Consider the following 22,584-nt stretch of genomic DNA (forward strand, 5'->3'; position numbering starts at 1 on the left):
AGGCCGCCTAAGCTGCGTTCATGAAGTCTTCTAAATTCGTTCTGGGTGGGCTGCTGGCACTCAGCGCAGGCCTCCTCGCGGGGTGCAGCATGACAGGTGCGGGGAATGTCAGGGTTCACGAGGCCACGCTGTACGGCGGCACTCAGGAGCGCATCGTGTGGGTCTACGGCACGCTGGGCAGCAGCACCCAGAGCAGCCTGAAACTGGGCGGCACGGCGGTCACGTTGCAGGCGCAGGTCGGCCAGGACCCGCTGGCATTGCCCGGCACCCTCAGCGTGAATGGCAAGGCCACCTACCGGGTTGCCACCACACCGGGCAGCATCAAGGTGAATGTCACCCGCGATGTCAGCGGGCGCTTCAGCGTGCAGCCCGAGGGCGGCGCGGCCCTGAGCGCCGTGTACTTTACCGACGGCACGCGCTGGCAAAAGCTGAGCACCACCAACGGTGTCGCCACCGGAGTGAGCGTCAACGGGCTGACCGGTGCAGGCGCACTGACCAGCGAAGAAGGCGTGGCACTGGGTCAGGCCCTCTTGGGACAGGGGCCGTTGGCCGTGGCGGTCTTGAATGAACAGAGCGTGGCCGATCCCGCCCTGACCGTAGAACCCGCCCCCCAGGAAAGCCTGAGAACCGCGTTGTACGTGCTGCCGGGTGTGCGCACCGTGGCAGGCACAGGAACCACTGGCACCGTAACGACCACGCCGAGCACCGGAAGCACTGCCGGACGGGTGGGCTTTGTGGAAATCGCCAGCGGCAACAATGCCAGCGCCTCTGCCGGAGCGGTGCAGGTCGCCACGACCCAGGCGGCCCTCGGCACCCTGTATGCCACCGCCTATGGCCGCCAGACCGGAATTCCTGCCGCGCCGCGCCTGAATGCCGGAGAAACTGCCGTGGGTATTTTTATCGGCCAGCGCAATACGGGTGGCTACAGCGTACGCGTGACCAATGCCAGCGCCCAAGACGGCGTGCTGACCCTCACGGTGGCCCTGACCGTTCCCGGTTCAGGCTCGATTACCACGCAGGCCATCACCAGCCCGTGGACGCTGGTCCGCCTCAGCGGAAGCTACAGCCAGGTGCGCGTGGTGGACACGAGCGGAAGGCCACTACAACTGGGCCAGTAAATTGGCACAGTAATTTCTGGCAGATACCAACCTGAAGTTTTGAAAGGCCATTCATGCGGAAGCTCGGTGGCCTTTTTTCTGCGCATATGGCATGCGTCTGACCCTGACCGTCATGTTGACGCACCTGCTTTTGCGTACACATCGAAAGTGTTGTCCCTGCTGCGGTAACGACACTAATGTTGGTCTGGAACCGCTTCCCAGGCCACAATCAGAGGGTAACTGTTCACACTTATTCATCTTGAGGGGAGGACTTATGAGCCTGACCAGCGCACGCCAAGAGGCGACGGGGTTGCCAGACGCACCAAGCACCGTCCTGAGCGATTTGGGAATTCACGACGCTACGCTTCATCTCCAGCCCGGTGTCAGCGAACTGTATGAGGCAGCCCTGCGGCGCGGCGAAGGCCATCTTGCGGCGGGCGGCCCTCTGGCAGTGCGAACCAACAAAACGGGCCGCAGCCCCAAAGACCGCTTTATCGTGGAAGACGACCTGACGCGGGATACCGTGTGGTGGGGCGGATTCAATACGCCGATCAGCCCAGTGGTGTTTGACCGCCTGCTGGACAAGATGACGGCCTATGCCAACGCTGGTGCAGGCAGCGCGGACCGCAGAGAACTGTTCGTGCAGAACCTGTTTGCAGGCACCGACCCGGCCCACCGCCTCGGCGTGCGCTTTGTGCAGGAAATGGCGTACCACTCGCTGTTTGTTCGCAACATGTTCGTGCGGCCCACCGAGACCGAACTGGCCGAGTTTACCCCCGACTGGACGGTGCTGAACCTGCCCAGCTTCCGCGCCGACCCCGCCACCGACGGCGTTCGCAGCGACACGTTTATTCTGGTCAATTTCAGCCGCAAGATGGTCCTCATTGGCGGCACCGAATACGCGGGCGAGAACAAGAAAGCCATCTTCGGCGTGCTGAATTTCTTGCTGCCAGAGCGCGGCGTGATGCCCATGCACTGCTCGGCCAACGTGGGTGCCGATATTGATGGGAAGGGCGGTGACGTGGCACTGTTTTTCGGACTGAGCGGCACGGGCAAGACCACCCTCAGCGCCGACCCCACCCGCGCCCTGATCGGTGACGACGAACACGGCTGGACAGAAGACGGCGTGTTCAACTTCGAGGGCGGCTGCTACGCCAAGGTCATCGGCCTGAACGCCGAGGCCGAGCCGGATATCTACCGCACCACCCACACTTTCGGCACGGTGCTGGAAAACGTGGTGCTGGGCAAAGGCGGCACGCCCGACCTGAACGACGGTTCTCTGACCGAGAACACCCGCAGCGCCTACCCCATCGAGCAGATCGGCAACATCGTGGAAGCGGGCCGCGCCGGACATCCGCGCAACATCGTCTTTCTGACCGCCGACGCTTACGGCGTGCTGCCGCCCATCAGCCGCCTGACGCCCGAACAGACCATGTACTTTTTCCTGAGCGGCTTTACAGCCAAAATTCCCGGCACCGAGGACGGCATCACCGAACCGCAGCCCACCTTCAGTACCTGCTTCGGTGCGCCCTTCATGCCACGGCATCCCGGCGAATATGCGCGGCTGCTGGCCCAGAAAGTGCAGGCCAGCGGTGCGCGGGTCTGGCTGGTGAACACGGGCTGGACGGGCGGAATGTACGGTCAGGGCAAACGCATGAGCATTCGCCACACGCGGGCCATGCTGAACGCGGCGCTGTCTGGCGAGTTGGACGGCATGACCTTTGAGCGAGAACCTCACTTTGGTCTGGAGATTCCGGCGCAGGTTCCCGGCGTGCCCGAAGGCGTGCTGAACCCCCGCCACGCCTGGGCCGATGCCGACGCCTACGATCAGGTCGCCCGCAAACTGGCCCGGATGTTCCGCGAAAACTTCAAGCGATTTGAAAGTGGCGTGGACGCTGGCGTGACCGCGAGTATGCCCGACCCGGACGCACAGAACTGAGGTTGTGGGAAGTGGGTTGTAGGGAGTGGGAAGAGCCGGACATCTCCCCTACAGTCCATACTTTCTAGCCTTAAAGCCCAATCAGTCCACACCACCAAATCAGCGAGGCGAACCCGGATTCTTTCCCAGTTCGCCTCGCAACTTCATCAGTGTAGCAAAGCGCCAAGGGGCACAGTGAAGCCTCGGCTCTGGCCCGCCTTGACCCTGCCGTGACAGAGGGCTGACCGGGCAGGATCAGGCTCAGGGCAGGAAGAAACACCGTCGTAGGCACTCTTTCGAGCATCCACAGGAGACCACAGATGCACACTTTACCTGGCTTTGGTCGTCACGGAACGGTCAGCCCCATGAGTAACCCGGACACCGATTTCAGCCCGCTCACCTCTACCCTGCTGAACTACACCTTTCCCACCGCACTGATAGACCGCCTGCAAGCCGAACACCGCTGGACACCTGCGCTGACCGGGCGGGCGCTGGAGGAATACCGCCGCTTTCTGGTGCTGGCGGCCACGGGCGGCGTTGCGGTCACGCCGTCCAGACTGGTGGATGAGGTCTGGCACCTGCACCTCACCTTTACCCGCGATTACTGGGAGCGCCTGACGCCACTGCTGCCCGCGCCGCTGCACCACGAACCCGCCAGCGGGCAACCCGGCGACGCCGCGCATTACGCCGATCAGTACCTTGCCACGCTGAATCTGTACGCCGAAACCTTTGGAATGCAGCCGCCCGCCGACCTGTGGCCCGATCCCCGCCAGAGCGCTCCGCCCACACGCGCCCCGAGGCACTGGCGCTGGCTGATGCCACTGGCCGCCGCGCTGGTCGCCTGGGCCACCTTCGCCTGGAGCAGCTTCGCCGTACTGATCGCGCTGGCCGTGCTGATCCTGGTCGGGGTGGCACTGGCAGGCAACAGTTCTCCCACTCCGCACAGAAACCGCAACAATGACAGCACTTCGGGCGGCGAAAGCTTTGCAGCGGATACAGGCAGTGATGGTAGCTGTAGCGATTCTGGCGGCAGCGATGGCGGCAGCAGTTGTGGGAGTGGCTGCGGCGGCGGGTGCGGAAGCTAGGGCGGGCCGGACAACGTTTCAGAACTTTCGGTCTCTCCCCAGAAGACCCACTCCACAGCCAGCAAGCTTTTCCAACTCACTCCTGACCACTCACCACTCACGCTTCTCAAGCAGCGACCCTTCAGGCGGGGTCGCGTTCGTGTCTCGGGGGAGAAGTCTTGTTTTGCCGCACCTGCCTGAACGTCTCCCTGAGCAGCCGCGCCGCCTCCGCTGCCCGCACGCCGCCCAGCACCGTGGGCGTATGGCCCCAGTGGGCCGCCAGCAGATCGGTGACGCCGCCCAGCGCCCCGGCTTTGGGATTGGCCGCGCCGTACACGATTGCGCCGATTCGGGCCTCCAGAGCCGCGCCCAGACACATCGGGCAGGGTTCCAGCGTGACCACCAGGGTGCAGCCTGTGAGGTACGGCGTGCCCAGTGTGGCGGCGACCTCTCGCAGGGCGGCCAGTTCCGCGTGCCGGGTCATGTCGCCTGCCTCCCGCGAGGTGTTGCGGCCCCGGCCCACCACCACGCCCCCATGCAGCACCACAGCTCCCACCGGGACTTCTCCGGCCTCGGCTGAGGCGTGGGCCAGCGTCAGGGCCTCCCCCATCGCGGCGTGGTGGGGGTCTTCCGGCGCTCCGGCCACGGCGCGGGCACCCTCGGCCCACACGGGCAGCTGCACGCCCACCCACTGCACACCTTCCGCAGAAACCAGCACAGGCACGGCGTCCCGGCTTTCACGCGGCACCTTGGCATCGGTCAGGAGGTCGCTGAGTTTGCGGGTTCCGGCAGGCAAGCGGATTCGGTCAGCGGGTTGGCGGGGACGCAGCGTCCAACCCGCAGGCAGGGGAAAATCGGGTGCGGGCCACACCTGCGGCGCGGTGTACAGCCGCCCCCCGGTGGCCGTGACCTGCCGCGCCCCCGGCAACGTGAGATGCAGGGTGGCCGACTCGCGCAGGGCCGCCGCCAAATCTTGAAGATGCTCGGCGTGAAAGCTGATCCCCGCATCCTGCAACTGTTCGCGCACCCAGCGGCGCAGCACGGCGGGGGGTTGCGTGGGCAGCGGCGTATGGGGATTCAGGCGGGCCGCCCACCCGGACAGGGCGGCGTCGTCCTCGGCACTCAGGCAGGCAACGCGGGCCAGCGCCGTTTCTATGCCCGGAAAGCGGGCCGTCAGCACGGGCATCACCTCCAGCCGCAGCCACGCCCGTGTATAGGACGGGTCGGCGTTGCTGGGGTCTTCTCGCCACGCCTGCTGCTGGGCCAGCAAAAACGCCTCGATGTCGGCCCGCGCCGCCCCCAGCCAGGGCCGATGCACCCGCCCCCGCACGGCGGGAATGCCCTGCAATACAGCTTCTCCGCGCAGCAGGCCCATCAGCACCGTTTCAGCCTGATCGCGTCGGGTGTGGGCCGTGAGAATGGCCGAGGCCCCGGCTTTCCTGGCAATTCTGGACAGAAATTCGTAGCGCACGCGCCGCGCCGCGTCTTCCAGATTGCGGCCCTGACGGGCGGCCACCGCGCCCACGTCTACCCGCGCCATCTCGCAGGGCACGCCCAGTCCAGCGCATAATTCCTGCACCCAGCGGGCATCCTCGGCAGAATCGGGGCGCAGGGCATGATCGAGGTGAGCCGCCACCACCCGCGCCCCTGCCTGCTGCAGCGCCAGCAACAGCGCCACACTGTCGGCCCCGCCCGACACGCCCACCAGCACGGTCTGAGCAGCGTAGGGAGCCAGCGGAGCAGTCAGCGACAACACCGTTCGATTCTAGTCGCCCCCGTACAATCGGGCCATGACCACCCTCACGCCTTCCATGCCCCACCCGGCCAAGATGGCCCCCGAATTCAGCGCCCGCAGCGACGATGGCCGCACCATGCGCCTGTCGGAATTGCGCGGCAAGTGGGTGATTCTGTTCTTCTATCCGCGTGCCGGATCACCCGGATGCAGCATCGAGGCGCGGCGGTTCGAGGCCAAAATGGATAATTTCAGCGCCCTGAACGCCCAACTGATCGGCGTGAGTCTGGATACCGAAGCCAAGCAGGCCAAATTCCGCGACTCCTGCGGCCTGTCCTATCCCCTGATTCCAGACGGAGACCGCACGCTGTCCAAGGCTTACGGCGTGATCGGCGGGCTGGGGGGCTTGCTGGGCATGGCCGCCCGCGAAACCTTCCTGATCGCCCCAGACGGCAGCATCGCCCGCCACTGGCGCACCGTGAACCCCGCCAATCACGCGGCAGACGTGCTGAAGGAACTGGAAACGCGCAGTTGCGACTGGCCGAAGGTGTAAGAAGGCGTTAACCGCCCAAAGCTTCTCTGCTCAGCGTTTGGCCCGACTCAGAACTTGGCCCGCGCCTGCATCCCCGTCAGCTTGAGTTTGTCGGTCATGACCGTGCTGCCGCCCGTGATCAGCACGCCGATGTAGCCGTGTCCCGCCTTGGCTGCTGCGTCCAGTTCCGGGCCGCTGAGGGTAAAGGCGGTGGCCGTGCCTGCCGTGACGTTCACGTTTCCGATCTGGCGAGCCACTTCTCCGGCGGGGTCGCACAGGATCACCGGGGCGAGGGTGGTGGTGGCGCACCCGGCAGGCATGGGGTCGATACTGCCGCGAATGAAGATGCTTGCGCCGCTGAGGTTGCCGCCGCCGCTGACATAGGTGGCCGTTCCCGTGATGCTGACCTGTTGCAGCACACCGGGCAGGCTCACGCCGCCCAGCACGTCGGTTTTCATGTAGATGACCCGGCCCGCCACTGCGCTGTTGGGCGGCAGATTGATTTCGGCGTCGGGAATCGGAACGGCAGGCGTGGGAATGATGCCGCAGGACGTGAAGGCCAGCGAAGCAACGGCGGCAGCGGCGATCAAAGCTTGTTTCATGATGGTTGATTGTGCGCCTGCGCCGCGCCTCAGCAACAGCGAATTTTTTATGCCGGATGATTCCCGGCGCTCAGACAGTGGGGGGGGTCAGGCGTCTGCGGGAGCCAATCCGACCCGCCTGCGCCCAATCGCCGTTGCCTGCTAGCCTAGTCGCATGAAGAAGAGTCTGTCTGTCACCCTCAGTCCCGGCGCGGTTCGGCGCATCGCGGGGCGCTATCCGTTTGGGCATTCCGGCGACATCGCCGCAGCCGACGCGGGCATTGCCCCCGGCGAAGTGGTGGATGTGCGAGATCCCGGCGGGCCGCTGCTGGGGCGCGGTTACTTTAATGCCGAGGGAGCCACGCCGCTGAGAATGCTGACGTGGCAAAAAGAAGAGATCGACCTGAAGTTCTACCGCGCCCGAATCCGTGCGGCGCTGGCACGGCGGGCTGGAAGAATCCTGAACACCGACGCCATGCGCGTGCTGCACGCCGAGGCCGACGGCATGCCAGGAATCATTGCCGACCAGTTTGGCGGCGTACTCAGTGTGCAGCTCCGCAATGCGGGCGTCGAGCGCCACCGCGACCTGATCCTGCGTGCCCTACGCGAGGAAACGGGGGCCACCAGCGCCTTTGAACGCAGCGATACGGGCGAGCGCCGCCGCGAGGGACTGGGTCTGCAAACGGGCATCCTGTGGGGCGACGTGCCGGAGCGCGTGACCTTTTTCGAGGATGACCTGAAGCTGCACTTTGCACCGATGGACGCCCAGAAAACCGGGTTTTTTCTGGATCAGCGTGACAACCGCCGCATGATGCGCGGCCTGATTAAGCCCGGCGAACACTTTCTGGACGTGTACAGCTACACGGGCGGCTTCTCGCTGCACGCGGCGCGGGCGGGGGCCAAAGCGGTTGCCATCGACAAGGACAATGTGGCGCTGGCCGTGCTGGAGCGCGAAGCAGGGCTGAACGAGGTGCGCGTGGGCGTGCGCTGGGGCGACGCCATAGAGCAACTGACCGGGCTGGAGAAAGACAAACGCACCTTCAGCGCCGCCGTGCTGGACCCGCCGACCCTCGCCAAGCGCAAGGATGACGTGCCCCGCGCCAAGCGGATTTTTACCGATGGAGCCGCCCGCGCCCTGCGAATGCTGACCCCCGGCGGGCACCTGCTGATCAGCACCTGCGCCCATTACATCCGGGTAGACGACCTGCTGGACGCAGCGCGGGTCGCCAGCGGCGAGGCAGGCTGCAACGCCGAAGTGACCGCCATCACCTACCAGCCAGCCGATCATCCCCACCTGCTGAGCGTGCCGGAAAGCCTGTATCTGAAGAGTATTTTGCTGAAAAAAGAGGGGTAGAGAGAGGTTGTGGGAAGTGGGGTGTGGGGTGTAGGAAAGGCGTGGTAGCCGTAGAAACGGCGCTCAGAGAAGCGGCGGCAGGACTTCGGGCGGAATCCGAATGACTCCGCCGTGCCGTGCCAGATCATTGCAGACCAGGAAGTTCCAGCCCCACTACGCGACCCGTGCGCGAATAATCCACGATGAACTCACCGACTTTTCTGGTGGTCTGGACTTTGCCTTGATAGCCATGGAGATCGTCGGTGTGGGCGTCCATGCGGAATTTCAGGCCGTGAGGCGGTATCAAACTGGATCAACCTGGGCAGTGAGCCGTAACCGTCTGCTCTATTCCTCGTCTCCGTCATCAAGCGGCACAGCTCCCAGGCCTTCCAGATTCAGCAGATGCACCGTGCGGGAGGTGGTTTGCAGGAGGCCCTGCCCTTCCAATTTTTTCATCACGCGGGCCACTGTTTCGCGGCTGGCGCTGATGCGCTGCATGATGTCCTGCGTGCCCAGCGGCAACACCTCGGGGTCAGCTACGCCTGCGGCGACGCGCTGCTGATACTGGGTGGTAAACACGTGGGCAAGCGCGGCTTCGGTGTTGAGGCCAAAAGCAATCAGCTCGTCGTTGAGGTTGGTCACGCGCTGCACGAGCATGGCCGCCAGATTCCACAACACCTTGGGATGGCGGTTCAGCAACACTTCAAAATGCTCGCGGTACAGCATCAACGTGGTCACGTCGGTGAGGGCCGTGACGGTGGCGCTGCGCTGCTGATGCGACAGCACCGAGGTTTCTCCGACCAACCCCGGAGCATAGATATCGCCCATGACGCGCTCGCGGTGGCCGAGGCTGACCCGGCTGACGCGTACTGCCCCGCTGGTAATCAGGTGCAGCGCGTCGCCCGACACGTCCTGAGACAACACGACCTCACCGGGACGGAAAGTCCGTGGAGTCAGAATGTTCAGGGCGTCCAGCATGGCTTCTTCGGGCACATTCTGAAAAAGGGGCGAGCGGCGCAAAGCTTCCAAACGAGACATCAGGGGCAGTCTAGCGTGACAACCCGCCATCCTAGAAAAGCAGTGTGTTTGGGTTAAAAACTTCACAACACCCAGTCAATGTCCACGCATCTCAGGAAAATCGGGTGGTCTGGGTCAGCTTCTGCGCGATGCAACATGAGCTACCATGCCCCGCGTGACCTCGCCCGCGCCTACCATCTCTGTTCCCAGTGTTCGGGCCGCCGCCCTCGCTGCCGTGAGCCTGCAGCACAGCTTTGGAGAATTGACCGTGCTGCACGGCGTCTCGCTGAGCGTGGCGGCGGGGGAAGTGGTGGCCGTGACCGGGCCGAGCGGCAGCGGCAAAAGTACCCTGCTGCATCTGCTGGGCGGGCTGGACGTGCCGCAGGCAGGCGAGGTGTGGTGGGCAGGCGAACGCGCCGACACACTGGACACGCAGGCCCGCGCTACACGCCGGGCTGGACGGGTCGGGCTGGTCTTTCAGCACCATTATCTACTGGAAGACCTGAACGTGCTGGACAATGTGCGCGTTCCAGCCCTCTTATCGGGTCAGGATGGAACAGAACGCGCCCGCGCTCTGCTGGCCCGCGTGGGCCTCGGCGGACGCGAAAAGGCTCTCCCCGGCGTGCTGAGCGGCGGCGAACGCCAGCGGGTGGCGGTGGCCCGCGCCCTCGCTTCCCGCCCCGCCGTGGTACTGGCCGACGAACCTACCGGCAGCCTGGACCGGGTCAACGCCGATCTGGTGGCCGCCCTCCTGATCGATCTGGCGCGGGAAAATCAGGCGGGCGTGCTGCTGGTCACGCACGACGAACGCCTCGCCGCCCGCGCGGACCGCACCCTGCACCTGCTGGATGGACGGATGGTAGACGGGGAATAGGGTGAATAGGGTCTATCAACGCCCACTGCGGGCATACTGATTGACCTGTTGTGGAGCCGTGCCCAGCGCCGCCGCCGCCGTTTGAACCCAGTGCGGATCGCGCAGAAAAGGGCGGGCCAGCGCGATCAGGTCGGCTTCTCCAGCCTCCAGGATTCGCTCGGCCAATTCGGGCGTTTCGATCATTCCGACGGTCATGACAGTCAGATCAGGAACCGCCTGCTTGATCCGCGCGGCCAGCGGCGTCTGGTAGGCGGGGCCAACCGGGATTTGCTGCGCGGTGGTCAGGCCGCCGCTGCTGATGTCCAGTACGTCCACCCCTTCTTTGTCCAGCAGGTCGGCCAGGATAGTGCTCTGCTCGGCATCCCAGCCACCTTCGGCCCAATCGGTGGCGCTGATCCGCACAAACAGGGGCAGGTGCATGGGCCACGCCGCCCGCACGCCGCGCACGACTTCCAACAAGAATCGGATGCGGTTTTCAAAGCTGCCGCCGTACTGGTCGCTCCGCGAGTTTGCCAGCGGCGACAGGAATTGATGCAGCAGGTAGCCGTGTGCGGCGTGAACCTCGACGGCATCGAATCCGGCCATCACCGCCCGCTTGGTGGCAGCCACAAAATCGGCAGTCACGCGGTGGATATCGGCTTCGGTCATGGCTGTGGGCACCGGAAAGGTGTCGCTGAAGGGCTGTGTATCCGGCCCGATCACGGTCCAGCCGCCCTGCTCGGGCTGCACGGCTCCGCGTCCCCGCCAGGGCGCATAGGTGCTGGCCTTGCGCCCCGCGTGTGCCAGTTGAAGGCCAATGCGCCCGCCCTGCGCGTGCACAAAATCGGTCACGCGGCCCAGCGGCACGATGTGATGATCAGACCAGAGGCCCAGATCTTCGGGGCTGATGCGGCCTTCGGGCGAAACCGCGCAGGCTTCGGTAAAGATCAGGCCCGCGCCCGCCAGCGCAAACTGACCCAGATGCACGAGATGAAACTCGTTGGCCAAGCCCCCCACCGAGGAATACATGCACATCGGAGACACGACGGCGCGGTTGGGAAGGGTCAGGCTACTGAGCTTGAAGGGTTGCAGGAGAAGGGGCGGGGCAGCAGTCATGCGCCAAATCTAGGATGATGGCGGCGTTTAAGCCAGCAGGCAGATGCTTAAGCTTGGGGTGGGAGCCAGAACAAAGGTCATGACCGCAGGCTGTAAGTGGTGAGTGGGAAGAGAAAAAAAGCGTGGTACACGCAAATTCTAGGCTATGGTGTGGAATAGAAACCTTTGAAACACTGTATCTCAATGGTTATCTATCAATGGTTCGGACAGTTTTCAAATGCCTTTCAGGGATGCCGAAAAACACAGTGTTTATTGATTCTTGGCTAGGGCGACATAACCCCCCCGTTGCTGACGCAACGCCCCCCTTAAAGGGGAGGACAAGGGCGCTTTTGTGCTCCCCTTTAAGGGGGGCTGGCGGCGAAGCCGACTGGGGGGTTCAGACTGGGCGTCCCAGACAACGTTGTTCTCTGGCCTGTTGTTCCAAACCAACAACTGTCCGAACCATTGAGATATGCCCTTTTATGAGCGGCTGGGCCTACAGCGGGGCAACGCCATGATCTGCCGGGACTATGCGCCCCTTTCCCTCAAGGGCCGACAGCAAGCCCCCAGACAGAACTTTGAACAGGTCGATGTTTTAATCTGAAGCCACTGTGAAACGACCCTCCTGGTTCCGCCTGCTCTGCCTCGGCGCAAGCCTGGCCTGTGCAACCGCCGCAACTGCACAGGCCGCCGCCCCCTTCACCGTGGAGCTGCGGTTTCTGGGCAAGACCCTGAACGCCGCGCAGCAGGCCACCGTGCGCGAGGCAGCGGCGCGGGTGTCGGGCCTGATCGCCTCGCCTTTTGTGCCGGTGACGCTGAATTTACCGGCCAATTCCTGCGATTCCAACCTGCCCAGAATCAAGGAGAAGGTGCAGCAGTTTTTTGTGTTCGTACGCGTCAGCGATCTGGGCGAAGAAAAATACGCCGAGGCCGCGCCCTGCGACCTGCACGACGACTCTTACCTGCCCATCTACGGCGTGATAGACATCAATTCCAACGGCCTCAGCGACCTTCCCAGAGTGGACCTGCTGGACACCGTGATTCACGAGATGCTGCACGCGCTGGGTGTGGGCACCCTCTGGGAAGCCGATTACCGGGTTTCGCTGAGCGGCGACTCGGACGATAAAAACCTGATCAAGAAGGTGGGCGGAAAGTATTACTACACCGGAGCCAGAGCGCTGGCGGCCTATAAGGCGTTGGGAGGCAAGGTCAGCGCGGGCATTCCGCTGGACGCCGACGCGGGGCACTGGGCGGGCGGCACAGTCTGTTCTGAAATCCTGTCGGGAGAGGCGGGCGATTACACGGGCCGCGTGAATCCGGTCAGCCCGCTGACGCTGGGGGCACTGGAGGATCTGGGCTACCGCGTGAACCGCGCTGCCGGAAGCCGCTACGCCCTGCCTCTCAAGGGCTGTCCCACCGATGACGAGGAAGAAGAAGCCGCCGCCCCAGCCAATGCGCCTCTGAAATCGGGCACGGCCAAACCCACCTATTTTGCTAGTTGTGCCGCCGCCCGCGCTGCTGGAGCCGCTCCCATCCGGCGTGGGCAACCCGGCTACCGCCCCGAGATGGACGGTGACGGGGACGGCGTGGCGTGCGAGTAGGCGCAGCATGAGCGACCAGACAAACAACCCCGAGACAGCCTATGACGCGGGCTACAGAACATTCATGTCCTTCGCCCAGAACCGCGTGGTCACTGGCCAACAGGCCCTCACCAGCGCCGAAGAACTGCGCGGCCTGATCGAACAGCACGGCGCATGGGGCTGGACCCTGGCCGACTTTCAGGACACGGCGGGCGTGCGCTTCAGCGGCGACACAGCTTACGTGACTCAGTTCTACTGGGCCGGAGGGGAAGGAACGCTGGAAGACGTGTGGGCACAGGTGCAGGCCAGAACGGAAGAGAAGCTCTGAACCATAAACTGTGGGCCATGAGTTGCGGGCCATAAGTCAGGCCGCACCACCATGAAAAGCCTTGGTCATGGCCCAGACTCTCTAGTTCCAGCCCCTCAGCTGCTCGCGCTGGTATAACTGCCCACTGCTTTCTTCCAGAACAGGCGGCTGCCCACGAACAGCACGGCGGCCACCAACGGCGAGGCCAGCGCCAGCAGGGGCGACAGCCCGCCCGTGAGTGCCTGTGCGGGCACCGTGGTAATAAAGGCGATCGGTACCACGAAGGTCAGGAAGGCCCGCACCGGCACAGGAAACGCCGTGACCGGAAAACGGCCCGCGCCGAACACCCCGCTGAACAGTTCGGACATGTTCTGGGTTTTGACGAACCAGAACGCCGTGGTGCTGAGCGCCAGCCAGATGCAGTACACGATGACCAACGCCGACAGATACATGACGGCGGCAGCCACCACACCCCCCGGCGTCACGGTGAGGAACGAGGCGGCGTAGACGATCAGGCCCAGTCCGATCAGGATGTCGGTCAGGCGCAACACGTTGAGGTTGCGGGTGGACACGTTGAACTGGGCGTCAATCGGTTTGAGCAACGTAAAATCCATGCTGCCCGTGCGAACCGCCTCAGCGATCTTGCTCATGTTGGGCTGCACGAACACGCTGATAAACCCCTCGGTGAGCATGAAAAACCCGACCACCAACAGGGCCTGATGAAACGAGTAGCCCCCCACGCTGACCGTTCCGGGCTGCCCGAACAGCACCGCGATGCCCAGCAGCGCCACGCCCACTTCTCCGAGGCTGGCAAGCACCGCGCCCAGAAAGTTGGCCCGGTATTCCAGCTGCGCCGAGATGGTGGCCCCAGTAAAAATGCGGATCAGTCGGAAATAACGGGTCATGCCTGCCCCCAGCGCATAACGTGGGCTGTGGGTTGGGATTTTCCTACGGCCCATAGGTGACTTCCGTCCACCCAGTTCACGCCCCCACCGCCCCGTACTTCTTCAGGCCCACGCGCCAGACCATCAGGCGCACCAATATGAACACGGCCAGCCAGCCCACCAGCACCAATGCACCCTGTCCGGCCTGTTCCAGCGTGGCTTTTCCGGCGATCAGGTTGGCGGGCAGGCCCAGCATGTACGGAAACGGCGTCCAGACGGCGATGTTCTGCACCCACTGGGGATAGAAGGCCAGCGGCGCAAACAGGCCGCCCAGCGCGGCGTACACCAGCCACACCACTTCCTGAAAACTGGTACTGGATTCGGTCCAGAAGGCCAGCAGGCCCAGCGAGTATTCCCACAGGAAACGCACGGTAAAACCCAGCACCACCAGCCCCAACACGGCGGCGTAAACCCGCCAGTCCAGGCTGAACCGCGCCCCGGCCAGCCACGCGAACAGACTCACCAGCACCAGCATGATCGGAAACCGCACGATTTTTTCGGCCACATGCCCGCTGTAATGGCCCCACATCGGATCCAGTGGACGCAGCAGCTTGGGTGACAGCGTACCCTGCCGGACCTCGAAATCCAGTTCCCAGGCCACCCAGACCACCAACAGTTGCCCCACGAACCAGGTGGCCAGGAAATACGACGCGAAATCGGACGCAGAAAAGCCGCGAATCTGGCCCCCCGGCGCGGCGGCGGCCTGCCCCATCCAGACCAGCATCATGATCAGAGACAGCGTGCCCGACAGCATCCAGATCACGATTTCGGCGCGGTATTCGGTCATCAGGGCAAACTGGGTCGAAAAGAGAATGCGGAACTTGCGCAGAAAGGGAGTCATGAGCGCTCCCGGCCTGGGTCGTGGGTGGTGGACTGTGGAGAGTGGGAAGGGCAACTCCACCAAGCCACAGTCCACCGTTCGCCTTCTGCCCGCACGCTACGCCACACTTGCGGCCACACTTCCAGTCACACTTTCGGCTGCCTTTTCCCGGCCAGCCCCAAACAACTCCGCCATCACCGCTTCGATCGGTGGGTCTTCCACGGTCAGGTCAGCCACGTCCAGATCAGCCAGCAGGCGGGCGGCGCGGGCGCTGACTTCCGAACGGGGCACGCTCAGTTCGGCGCTCAGGCCGTCTATTCTGGCGTCGTTGCCGTAGCGCGACAGGTCGGCCAGAGAGATCGGCTGACGCAGTTGCAACCTGACCCTCTTGCCGCCGCTGCTCTGTTCGGCAAGGCTGGCGAGGTCGCCGTCAAAGACCAACTGGCCCGCGTCGATCACCAGAATTCGTCGGGCCAGCGCGGTCACGTCGGCCATGTAATGACTGGTCAGGATCACGGTGGCCTCAAACCGCTGGTTGTAATCGCGCACGAAGGCCCGCACGCTTTCTTGCATATTCACGTCCAGTCCGATGGTGGGTTCATCCAGAAACAGGACTCTGGGGCGGTGCAGCAGCGCGGCGGCCAGTTCGCACTTCATGCGCTCGCCTAAGCTCAGCTTGCGAACCTGCTTTTTCAGAATTCCTTCGAGACCCAGCACCTCGGTAAATTCGCGCATGGTGGCCTGATACTGCGCTTCGGGAATCTCATAGATGGCCTGATTGACCAGGAAGGAATCGAGGGCAGGCAAATCCCAGATCAGTTGCTGCTTCTGGCCCATGACCAGCGTGATCTGCTTTAAAAAAGGCGTTTCGCGTTTGCGAGGCTCGAAGCCTGCGACCCGCGCCGTGCCGCCCGTGGGGTGCAGCAGCCCGGACAGCATTTTGAGGGTGGTGGTCTTCCCTGCCCCGTTCGGCCCCAGAAAGCCCACCACCTCACCCGGCGCGAGATCGAACGACACGCCCTTCACAGCTTCTACCTCATGCGATCTGCGGTTGAAAAACGACCGCACGCTGCCCATCAATCCAGGGTCTTTTTCGTGGACGGTGTAACTTTTGCGGAGGTCGCGCACCTGCACGGCAACATCGGGTGGCGGAGATATCATGTTGTCTGTAGCATAAGGCCGCGCCAGGAGTTATAGATAAGCGAAATGGCGAGCCAGGGCTGACCTCCTGAATCCTGCATGAATTTTGTGCATTGTGTGCGGGCCTGTTCCCTGCACGGTCACGTTAGTTTTGGCCTTCTGGCCTGCCTCACGGGTTTAGGCTGCGGGCATGCCTGCTACGCTGCCCCTGCCCCCGCAACTGGAGGATGACCCACCACAGGCCACGCGGCCTCAAGCTGCACTGCCGCTGCCACCGACGCCCCTGCAACTGGCCCGCGCTTTTGTGGGTGTGGCGCTGGCAGGCATCGGGGGCGGCATCCCGGCCCACACGCGCCGCGCCATGCTGAACCGGGGCTGGCTGGACAACGCCGAATTTGCCGAAGCCTTTACGCTGGCCCAACTGACGCCGGGGCCAAACGGCGTGAATCTGGCGGCGATGGTGGGGGCGCGGCTGGGCGGCAAACGGGGCGCACTTGCCAGCACGCTGGGGGTGCTGACGCCGGGGCTGATTGCCATGACCGCCGTGACGGTACTGCTGCTGGGCCTGCCCGGTGGCCTGCCGCCCGCTCTTCAAAGTGCGCTGCGTGGCGCGGCCTGTGCAGCGTTGGCTGTCATGCTGACGATGGTCGGCCCCATCGTGCGCGTGGGCTGGAACCTGAAAGCCGGACGACTGCCCATCGGGGCGGCGGTCACGCTGCTGACTTTTGTGGCGCTGGGCGTGCTGCGGCTGGATCTGCTGCCCGTGCTGGTGGTGCTGGTCGGGGCAGGTCTGGTGGCCCACCGCCCCGCCAAGAGGACCCATGACAACGCCTGAGCTGGTGCTGGACATCTTCCTGACCTTCGTGCGCCTTGGCCTGACCGGGTTTGGCGGCACCAATCTGGCCGAAATGGAACGTCTGTTGGTGGGGCAACACGGCTGGATAGACGCCCGCACCTTTGCCAATGGCTTTGCGCTGGGCCAACTGATGCCGGGGCCGAACCTGTTGGCGGTCACACATTACGGGTTGGTCATCGCCGGGGGCTGGGGCGCTGCCGCCGCTACGGTGGGCTTTTACGGCCCCACAGCGGTTCTCAGCGCGGCGGCGGCCCTCCTCTGGAAGAGGCACAGCGCCCACCCGTGGAGCCTGACCTTCCGGGATGCCCTGCTGCCCTTTGGCGGAGGCGTGATGCTGGCAGGTGTGCTGGTGCTGGGCCAGACCAGTATTCACTCGTGGGCGGCAGCGGCGTTGGCGGCCCTCGCCTTCGTTATTCTGCGCCGCACCCGCCTGAATTCGGCGCTGGTGGTGGTGGGCGCGGCAGTGGTGGGGGCGCTGATTGGGTTGTAGAGGGCCTGCCCCGTTACACTTGGCCGCGTGAGTGGTTACACCGTCCTCAGCCGCGCCCCGATTCCGGGCAGTTCCGAAGACCTGATCCTGTATCAGCGGGACGACGAATTTACTATCCGAATCAGCGGCTATGTCAGCGAACTGATGAACAGCCGAATGCACGGCTCGGAGGACGCCTTGGCTGAATATGCCTGCCCCCTCATCGCGGCGCGGGCAGGCGTGCGGGTGCTGGTGGGGGGCCTCGGCATGGGCTTTACGCTGGCGGCGGCGCTGCGTTCTACCGGGCCAGATGCCGTGGTCACGGTGGCCGAACTCGTGCCGCAGGTGGTGGAGTGGAACCGGGGACCGCTGGGCGAATGCGCGGGCCGCCCGCTGGACAATCCCCGAACCCGCGTGCATGTGGGCGATGTGGCCGCCCTGATCCGGGCCAGCAGCGCCGCCTGGGACGCCGTGTTGCTGGACGTAGACAACGGCCCGGACGGCATGACCCACAAGGAAAACGACTGGCTCTACAGCATGAAGGGACTGAAGGCCATCGCGGCGGCCCTGACTCCGGGCGGCGTGCTGGCGATCTGGTCGGTAGACCCCGACCCCAAATTTACCGCCCGCCTCATCAAAGCGGGCTACAGCGTGGAAACCCGGATCGCCCGCGAACGCCCCGGAAAAGGCGCGAAGCATACGATCTGGCTGGCGGTGCGGCCCTAGTTCTGTCAGTGGTCAGTGGGTAGTGGTGAGTGGGAAAAGCATGGGGGCCATGAAAGACAACGCTTTATCGCCGCGTTCTGTGGGTTCACGGCTCATAGCTCAAAGTCTCTTCTGACCGCCCCTCCCCTACCCGCCCGTCAGAAAGCGCAGGGTTTCCGTGTACAGCATTTCCGTGCTGGAAAAGTTTTCAAAGGTATGCGTGCCGCCGGGAATGCCCACTGCATCGCAGCCGAGGGCCTGTGCATAGCGCACCCCAAATTCGGGCGGGCAGGTCTGGTCGGCGTCGCCGTGAAAGACACGGGCCACACCGCCGCCCATGCTGGTGGCCCAGGCATTCGCTGCCTCTAGCGGCCTGAGGCGCGTGACTTCCTGCAAAAATTCCCGGCCCACGGGCCAGCCCCCATAATCGCTGACCACCGGCGGCACGAATCCGCCGCGCAGCATGGGCAGCCACAGTTCGGGCAGGGCGGGTGCCCACAGGGCGAGGCGGTGCGGCCTGACCTCGGCAGCGGCGAGTGATACCACCATGCCGCCCATGCTGAAGCCCAGCAGCATCACGCGTTCGGGATCGAGGCCCGGTTGACGGCGCATGTACTCGAAGGCCGCCGCCGTGTCCTGTACCTCGCGGGTCACGGTCATCTCGGAAAAGTCGCCCTGAGAAATGCCGCTGCCCCGGCAATCGAAGTGCAGGCACGCCACGTCCCGCGCCGCCAGATGACGCGCCAGCACAGGAAGTAGGCGGTGGTCGCCGCCCTGATTGCCCGTAAAGCCGTGAACCAGCACCACCGAGGGCCAGCCCTGCGCGGGCCGCTGACTGGAGTCGTCGCTGTTAGGAATATGCAGCAGCCCATAGAGGCGCTGTCCATCGACCGAAAACTGTGCAAACTGCTCTTGGGCGGGAAGCATGGGGCAGATGCTAGAGCATTTGGGTCGGTTTTGAAGGGACGGAGCAACGTGGCGGAACGGGGGAGCAAGAAGATCGAGAGCAAGAAGGGGGAGGACAGGAGCAGCGGCGCTGCTCTGGCGTTGTCCTGCCTTTATCCATCCAACCGCGCACGTTGGGCAGCCTCTTCAAAAGCCTCCGCCTGCGAGTGCGGCACCAGAAATCCGGCGTAAGCATCCTCATCTCGCAGCCAGGGGCGGTAGCAAAAGCCCCGGGGTTCCAGCCAGGCGGCAAAGGCGTCCAATGCCTCCGGTACGCCGTTGCCGGGCGCAGAACTCCAGACGAAGGAAGCAGGCAGACCATATGTCTGGCACATCGACCGGGCCTGCCACTCCACCTCGTCCGCCGCCTTCCAGTCCACCTGCATGAGCAGCCACCACGCCGGAACGTCCTCATCTCCAGCGTGGGCGGTCAGGGCCGTCATCAGGGCGTCGGCCCGTGCCCAGCGCAGTTGGTCAGGAGAATAGGGCAGCGATCCCAGGTCTTGCAGCCGGGTTTCGAGTGCCTGCACGAAGGCCCGCCGCACCTGCAACCCGTGCTGCTCAGAAAGCGGAGCCAACAGGAGCTGCAACAGCGCCGCCCAGTCACTGTTCATGTTGCCTCTGTTCAGGCCAGGGCTGAAACATCCTCAGCCAACTTCTTCGCCCCACAGGGTCAGCGTGGGCGGCGAGAGCAGACCGGGTTCGGCAAAAGCATCTCGGTGTGCCACCACGACGCGGTTGCGGCCCTGCTGCTTGGCCTCGTACATGGCGGCGTCGGCCCGCGCCGTCAGCACCCGCAGGTCGTCGCCGGGTTCGCAGGTCGCCACCCCCAGGCTGGCCGTGACCTGACCCACAGGTGGCTGAGCCGTGTTGTGCATCAGACGGCGCAGGCGCTGGGCCACTCTCGTCGCTCCCAATGTATCGGTATCCGGCAGCGTGATCAGAAATTCTTCGCCTCCCCAGCGGCCCACCGTATCGGAGTCTCGCAGGGCCGAGCGCAGCAGGGCGGCGGTGTAGATCAGTACGTCGTCACCGACGTTGTGGCCGTAGGTGTCGTTGATCCGCTTGAAGTGATCCAGATCCAGCAAGATCACGCTGCCAGCCTTGCCCTGCGGTGTTGCCACCAGCAACCCGTCCACGGCAGGGTACAGGGCGCGGCGGTTGGGTAGCCCGGTCAGTGGGTCAGTATGGGCCAGATGAAAGAGCGTGAGGCGCTCGCTGCGTTCCTGCAAAAATCTTGCCCTGTACCACGCAAGCCCGAACAGCAAGATCAGGATGGCAGCGCAGGTCAGTTGAACGCGCAACAGGCTGGTATTGGCAGCCAGGCTGCCTTCCCCGCGTGCCAGGAGTGCGGCCCACGGGAAGGCCACGCACAACAGGTAATTCACGGCAGTCAGCAGACCGGCGCGGCGCGTGCCGAACATCAAGAAGGCCAGAATCGAGAGCGCCACCAACATCCAATAAGTGCTGCTCGACAGGTCCAGAATCGGCGCACCGGGGGTCAGTGCGGTGAACAATGATTGGGCCAGAACTGCCGTGACGTTGCAGGCAAACACGACCTGTTCGGCTACCCGTAGCGGCCTCCCGCGCAGCAGCCAGCCCACCGCCCAGGCGCACATGATCAGCAGCAGCGGATGGGCGTACAGGACGTATGGATCAGGCCTGGACTCGCCTAATTGCAGGACCCAGACCATCAATAGCACAGGGACACCGAAAGCCAGGGCCGTCAGATAGACCCGGCGCCTCAGCACTTCAGACCAGGGGACGGTGGGGTCTTGAACTTGCTCTGGCACGGCAGGCAAGCGCAAGTTCCGACGACGCTCACGGCGAGTGGTCATCTATACTTCAGCTTACACTCACAAATTTGGGCCTGCTGTATAGAAACCTACCACTTCAGCATTCGATTGAGCCTTCTAAGCCTGAATCCTTCCAGCTCAACAGTGATCCACCCAACAATTGAGCAGGAAGAGAGCCAAAAAGTCTTCTCCCTTCCTGCTCAATGAAAGTGCTATATCTGATTCTTCCTACTCTACTTTCTTCATCTTCTCAGCAGGCGACCAACTTAAGAGCCATTTGAATACTTTATCGCCAGATTTGTTTCAAGTTGTAAGCAGAATCATCGAGATTTGACGCAGTTGTCATCAAGGCGTCAGGCGGTTACGGTCACGGGGGAAGGCGCGGGCATAGCGCACGTTGCTGATGCCCAGCAGTTTGGCGGTCAATCGCTCGGCCCCAATGGCAAAGCCGCCGTGTGGGGGCATGCCGAACTTGAACACTTCCGAATAGCCGGTCATGGCGTCGGGGTTCATTTTGTAGGCGCGAATGGAGTCCATCAGCATGGCGTGGTCGTGAATGCGCTGCCCGCCCGAGGTAATTTCGATGCCCCGGAACAGCAGGTCGAAGCCGCGTGTGATGTCGGGACTCAGGCTGCCGTCGGCGTTGATCTCGGCGTGGGCATAAAAGGGACGGGCGGCGCGGGGGTATTTGGTCACGAACACGAAATCGGTGCCCTCGGTTTCGGCATAGTGCTGGCACAGCAGGCGCTCGGCTTCGGGGTCCAGGTCTTTGCCGCCGACGGCGTGGCCGTACTTCTCGGTGACAAGGGCGCGGGCCTCCATCAGCGGAATACGGGGAATGTGGGCGGGGACTTCGGGGATGGTGGCCCCCAGCAGCGCGAATTCGGCGGCGCAGGTGGTTTTCAGGCGCTCCATCATGGCGGCCAGCACACTGTTTTCCAGATCCATCACGTCTTCTTCGGAATCGATGAAGCCCATCTCGATGTCCAGACTCAGGTACTCGTTGAGGTGGCGGCTCGTGGCATGCTCTTCGGCGCGGTACACCGGGGCCACCTCATACACCCGCTCGAAGACGCCCACCATGATCTGCTTGTAGAGCTGAGGACTCTGGGCCAGATACGCCTGCTCGCCAAAGTAGTCCAGCTTGAAGAGGTTCGCGCCGCCCTCGGCCCCCGCAGACACGATTTTGGGCGTGCTGATCTCGGTAAAGCCCTGTTCGCGCAGGTGGCTGTGAAAGGCGAAGACCAGTTCTGCCTGCACCTTCAGCGCGGCCCGTTCACGCAACCCGCGCACCGACACATAGCGGTAATCCAGCATCGTTTCGGGGTTCACGTTCCATTCCATCTTCGGAATTTCCAGCGGCGAGGCTTCCACGGCAGCCGTGATCACCGTGAATGTTTCCACCTGCACTTCAAAGCCGCCGGGGGCCTTGGGGTGCGCCTTGACCTTGCCCACCACTTCCACCGAACTTTCGGGGAGGGGCAGGCTCAGGCCGCTGCCCACACACTGCGTAATGCCCGAAACGTCGCGCAGCACCACGAATTGCACGCCCCCAAGGTCGCGCCGGGCGTGGACGAATCCTTGCAGGCGCACCGTCTGACCATCGAATTGAGACAGGTCGCGGGTGAGGGTGCGGGGCAGGCGGGCGGGGACGGCGGTAGGTTGGGCTGGTTCGGTGGTCATGGGCGCGGCTCCTTAACTGAGGTGGTTCTAAAGCTGGACGGCTGAATCTAAAGAAAGCCCCCGACTCCGGCGGGGAGTGCGGGGGCGCGGCGTGCGGCGAGGCGTCCCCTACTGGGG

23 protein-coding genes are annotated in these 22,584 nt (G+C 63.9%); 11 read left to right on the forward strand and 12 right to left on the reverse strand.

Annotated features, from left to right (window positions below; genetic code table 11):
- Nucleotides 1-20: 20 nt before the first annotated feature.
- The 3 genes from F561_RS0101875 to F561_RS26970 all read left to right on the forward strand — a co-directional run bounded on the left by F561_RS0101875 (nt 21) and on the right by F561_RS26970 (nt 4,100).
- Nucleotides 21-1,118, forward strand: coding sequence for a protease complex subunit PrcB family protein (locus tag F561_RS0101875; protein WP_019008239.1), 1,098 nt, complete (start codon nt 21-23; stop codon nt 1,116-1,118).
- Nucleotides 1,119-1,371: 253 nt separating this feature from the next.
- Nucleotides 1,372-3,036, forward strand: a complete 1,665-nt coding sequence (pckA, locus tag F561_RS0101880) for a phosphoenolpyruvate carboxykinase (ATP) (RefSeq protein WP_019008240.1) — start codon at nt 1,372-1,374, stop codon at nt 3,034-3,036.
- A gap of 299 nt (nt 3,037-3,335) precedes the next feature.
- Nucleotides 3,336-4,100 carry a glycine-rich domain-containing protein gene (locus tag F561_RS26970; RefSeq protein WP_157451473.1) on the forward strand — a complete coding sequence of 255 codons (765 nt, stop codon included), beginning with the start codon at nt 3,336-3,338 and terminating at the stop codon, nt 4,098-4,100.
- A gap of 121 nt (nt 4,101-4,221) precedes the next feature.
- On the opposite strand, the gene tilS is transcribed toward F561_RS26970, so the two are convergent.
- A complete protein-coding gene (tilS, locus tag F561_RS0101890; protein ID WP_019008242.1) occupies nt 4,222-5,835 on the reverse strand; it encodes a tRNA lysidine(34) synthetase TilS in 1,614 nt (537 codons plus the stop codon).
- Nucleotides 5,836-5,869: 34 nt separating this feature from the next.
- Here tilS and F561_RS0101895 point away from each other — a divergent pair, with 34 nt between their 5' ends.
- A complete protein-coding gene (locus F561_RS0101895) occupies nt 5,870-6,364 on the forward strand; it encodes a peroxiredoxin (RefSeq protein ID WP_019008243.1) in 495 nt (164 codons plus the stop codon).
- 47 nt (nt 6,365-6,411) lie between these two features.
- Here the strand turns inward: F561_RS0101895 and F561_RS0101900 are convergent, their stop codons facing one another.
- Entirely contained in the window at nt 6,412-6,945 is a 534-nt protein-coding gene (locus tag F561_RS0101900; RefSeq protein ID WP_019008244.1) for a hypothetical protein, read from the reverse strand.
- A 154-nt stretch (nt 6,946-7,099) separates the two neighbouring features.
- On the opposite strand from F561_RS0101900, the gene F561_RS0101905 reads away from it, so the two are divergent.
- Complete coding sequence (locus tag F561_RS0101905) at nt 7,100-8,278, forward strand: class I SAM-dependent rRNA methyltransferase (RefSeq protein ID WP_019008245.1); 1,179 nt, start codon at nt 7,100-7,102, stop codon at nt 8,276-8,278.
- Nucleotides 8,279-8,402: 124 nt separating this feature from the next.
- Here F561_RS0101905 and F561_RS28555 read toward each other — a convergent pair whose 3' ends face one another.
- Both F561_RS28555 and F561_RS0101915 read right to left on the reverse strand, forming a co-directional pair.
- Nucleotides 8,403-8,564 carry a hypothetical protein gene (locus tag F561_RS28555; protein ID WP_157451474.1) on the reverse strand — a complete coding sequence of 54 codons (162 nt, stop codon included), beginning with the start codon at nt 8,562-8,564 and terminating at the stop codon, nt 8,403-8,405.
- Between the two features lie 38 nt (nt 8,565-8,602).
- Complete coding sequence (locus tag F561_RS0101915; protein ID WP_019008247.1) at nt 8,603-9,295, reverse strand: Crp/Fnr family transcriptional regulator; 693 nt, start codon at nt 9,293-9,295, stop codon at nt 8,603-8,605.
- Nucleotides 9,296-9,440: 145 nt separating this feature from the next.
- On the opposite strand from F561_RS0101915, the gene F561_RS0101920 reads away from it, so the two are divergent.
- The gene (locus F561_RS0101920) at nt 9,441-10,148 is read left to right on the forward strand and encodes an ABC transporter ATP-binding protein (RefSeq protein WP_019008248.1); all 708 of its coding nucleotides are present in this window, start codon (nt 9,441-9,443) and stop codon (nt 10,146-10,148) included.
- 15 nt (nt 10,149-10,163) lie between these two features.
- Here the strand turns inward: F561_RS0101920 and F561_RS0101925 are convergent, their stop codons facing one another.
- Nucleotides 10,164-11,243 (reverse strand): NADH:flavin oxidoreductase/NADH oxidase, encoded by a 1,080-nt coding sequence (locus tag F561_RS0101925; RefSeq protein ID WP_019008249.1) that lies wholly within the window; start codon nt 11,241-11,243, stop codon nt 10,164-10,166.
- Nucleotides 11,244-11,833: 590 nt separating this feature from the next.
- On the opposite strand from F561_RS0101925, the gene F561_RS29845 reads away from it, so the two are divergent.
- Together F561_RS29845 and F561_RS0101940 are read left to right on the forward strand one after the other, a co-directional pair.
- Nucleotides 11,834-12,823 carry an excalibur calcium-binding domain-containing protein gene (locus F561_RS29845; protein WP_019008251.1) on the forward strand — a complete coding sequence of 330 codons (990 nt, stop codon included), beginning with the start codon at nt 11,834-11,836 and terminating at the stop codon, nt 12,821-12,823.
- Nucleotides 12,824-12,830: 7 nt separating this feature from the next.
- The gene (locus F561_RS0101940; protein ID WP_157451475.1) at nt 12,831-13,130 is read left to right on the forward strand and encodes a hypothetical protein; all 300 of its coding nucleotides are present in this window, start codon (nt 12,831-12,833) and stop codon (nt 13,128-13,130) included.
- A gap of 95 nt (nt 13,131-13,225) precedes the next feature.
- On the opposite strand, the gene F561_RS0101945 is transcribed toward F561_RS0101940, so the two are convergent.
- From F561_RS0101945 to F561_RS0101955, 3 genes are all read right to left on the reverse strand, one after another.
- Entirely contained in the window at nt 13,226-14,014 is a 789-nt protein-coding gene (locus F561_RS0101945; protein ID WP_019008253.1) for an ABC transporter permease, read from the reverse strand.
- A gap of 76 nt (nt 14,015-14,090) precedes the next feature.
- Nucleotides 14,091-14,894 carry an ABC transporter permease gene (locus F561_RS0101950; RefSeq protein ID WP_019008254.1) on the reverse strand — a complete coding sequence of 268 codons (804 nt, stop codon included), beginning with the start codon at nt 14,892-14,894 and terminating at the stop codon, nt 14,091-14,093.
- A 96-nt stretch (nt 14,895-14,990) separates the two neighbouring features.
- Nucleotides 14,991-16,034 carry an ABC transporter ATP-binding protein gene (locus tag F561_RS0101955; protein ID WP_019008255.1) on the reverse strand — a complete coding sequence of 348 codons (1,044 nt, stop codon included), beginning with the start codon at nt 16,032-16,034 and terminating at the stop codon, nt 14,991-14,993.
- Between the two features lie 169 nt (nt 16,035-16,203).
- Between F561_RS0101955 and F561_RS0101960 the strand changes: the two genes are divergently transcribed.
- Genes F561_RS0101960 through F561_RS0101970 form a run of 3 tightly spaced genes read left to right on the forward strand, consistent with a single transcriptional unit; the run spans nt 16,204 to nt 18,064 of the window.
- Entirely contained in the window at nt 16,204-16,848 is a 645-nt protein-coding gene (locus F561_RS0101960) for a chromate transporter (RefSeq protein WP_019008256.1), read from the forward strand.
- Nucleotides 16,835-17,359: a chromate transporter gene (locus F561_RS0101965; protein WP_019008257.1), complete on the forward strand. Its 525-nt coding sequence runs from the start codon at nt 16,835-16,837 to the stop codon at nt 17,357-17,359. The genes F561_RS0101960 and F561_RS0101965 overlap by 14 nt, the downstream gene beginning before the upstream one ends.
- A gap of 27 nt (nt 17,360-17,386) precedes the next feature.
- Nucleotides 17,387-18,064 carry a spermidine synthase gene (locus F561_RS0101970; RefSeq protein ID WP_019008258.1) on the forward strand — a complete coding sequence of 226 codons (678 nt, stop codon included), beginning with the start codon at nt 17,387-17,389 and terminating at the stop codon, nt 18,062-18,064.
- Nucleotides 18,065-18,190: 126 nt separating this feature from the next.
- On the opposite strand, the gene F561_RS0101975 is transcribed toward F561_RS0101970, so the two are convergent.
- From F561_RS0101975 to aspS, 4 genes are all read right to left on the reverse strand, one after another.
- Nucleotides 18,191-18,970: an alpha/beta hydrolase family protein gene (locus F561_RS0101975; protein WP_019008259.1), complete on the reverse strand. Its 780-nt coding sequence runs from the start codon at nt 18,968-18,970 to the stop codon at nt 18,191-18,193.
- Between the two features lie 131 nt (nt 18,971-19,101).
- Nucleotides 19,102-19,602 (reverse strand): DUF6630 family protein, encoded by a 501-nt coding sequence (locus tag F561_RS26975; RefSeq protein ID WP_019008260.1) that lies wholly within the window; start codon nt 19,600-19,602, stop codon nt 19,102-19,104.
- A gap of 33 nt (nt 19,603-19,635) precedes the next feature.
- Nucleotides 19,636-20,826, reverse strand: a complete 1,191-nt coding sequence (locus tag F561_RS0101985; protein WP_083922247.1) for a GGDEF domain-containing protein — start codon at nt 20,824-20,826, stop codon at nt 19,636-19,638.
- A gap of 303 nt (nt 20,827-21,129) precedes the next feature.
- Nucleotides 21,130-22,467, reverse strand: a complete 1,338-nt coding sequence (gene aspS, locus F561_RS0101990; RefSeq protein ID WP_019008262.1) for an aspartate--tRNA(Asn) ligase — start codon at nt 22,465-22,467, stop codon at nt 21,130-21,132.
- Nucleotides 22,468-22,584 lie beyond the last annotated feature (117 nt).

This window comes from Deinococcus aquatilis DSM 23025 (assembly GCF_000378445.1).
GTDB classification, from domain to species: Bacteria; Deinococcota; Deinococci; order Deinococcales; family Deinococcaceae; genus Deinococcus; species Deinococcus aquatilis.

Excerpts from the sequence above, each read along its gene's own strand:
- F561_RS0101875 (WP_019008239.1), top strand. The coding sequence starts at position 21 with ATGAAGTCTTCTAAATTCGTTCTGGGTGGGCTGCTGGCACTCAGCGCA.
- pckA (WP_019008240.1), top strand. The coding sequence starts at position 1,372 with ATGAGCCTGACCAGCGCACGCCAAGAGGCGACGGGGTTGCCAGACGCA.
- F561_RS26970 (WP_157451473.1), top strand. The coding sequence starts at position 3,336 with ATGCACACTTTACCTGGCTTTGGTCGTCACGGAACGGTCAGCCCCATG.
- F561_RS0101895 (WP_019008243.1), top strand. The coding sequence starts at position 5,870 with ATGACCACCCTCACGCCTTCCATGCCCCACCCGGCCAAGATGGCCCCC.
- F561_RS0101900 (WP_019008244.1), bottom strand. The coding sequence starts at position 6,945 with ATGAAACAAGCTTTGATCGCCGCTGCCGCCGTTGCTTCGCTGGCCTTC.
- F561_RS0101905 (WP_019008245.1), top strand. The coding sequence starts at position 7,100 with ATGAAGAAGAGTCTGTCTGTCACCCTCAGTCCCGGCGCGGTTCGGCGC.
- F561_RS0101915 (WP_019008247.1), bottom strand. The coding sequence starts at position 9,295 with ATGTCTCGTTTGGAAGCTTTGCGCCGCTCGCCCCTTTTTCAGAATGTG.
- F561_RS0101920 (WP_019008248.1), top strand. The coding sequence starts at position 9,441 with ATGCCCCGCGTGACCTCGCCCGCGCCTACCATCTCTGTTCCCAGTGTT.
- F561_RS0101925 (WP_019008249.1), bottom strand. The coding sequence starts at position 11,243 with ATGACTGCTGCCCCGCCCCTTCTCCTGCAACCCTTCAAGCTCAGTAGC.
- F561_RS0101940 (WP_157451475.1), top strand. The coding sequence starts at position 12,831 with ATGAGCGACCAGACAAACAACCCCGAGACAGCCTATGACGCGGGCTAC.
- F561_RS0101945 (WP_019008253.1), bottom strand. The coding sequence starts at position 14,014 with ATGACCCGTTATTTCCGACTGATCCGCATTTTTACTGGGGCCACCATC.
- F561_RS0101950 (WP_019008254.1), bottom strand. The coding sequence starts at position 14,894 with ATGACTCCCTTTCTGCGCAAGTTCCGCATTCTCTTTTCGACCCAGTTT.
- F561_RS0101955 (WP_019008255.1), bottom strand. The coding sequence starts at position 16,034 with ATGATATCTCCGCCACCCGATGTTGCCGTGCAGGTGCGCGACCTCCGC.
- F561_RS0101960 (WP_019008256.1), top strand. The coding sequence starts at position 16,204 with ATGCCTGCTACGCTGCCCCTGCCCCCGCAACTGGAGGATGACCCACCA.
- F561_RS0101965 (WP_019008257.1), top strand. The coding sequence starts at position 16,835 with ATGACAACGCCTGAGCTGGTGCTGGACATCTTCCTGACCTTCGTGCGC.
- F561_RS0101975 (WP_019008259.1), bottom strand. The coding sequence starts at position 18,970 with ATGCTTCCCGCCCAAGAGCAGTTTGCACAGTTTTCGGTCGATGGACAG.
- F561_RS26975 (WP_019008260.1), bottom strand. The coding sequence starts at position 19,602 with ATGAACAGTGACTGGGCGGCGCTGTTGCAGCTCCTGTTGGCTCCGCTT.
- F561_RS0101985 (WP_083922247.1), bottom strand. The coding sequence starts at position 20,826 with ATGACCACTCGCCGTGAGCGTCGTCGGAACTTGCGCTTGCCTGCCGTG.
- aspS (WP_019008262.1), bottom strand. The coding sequence starts at position 22,467 with ATGACCACCGAACCAGCCCAACCTACCGCCGTCCCCGCCCGCCTGCCC.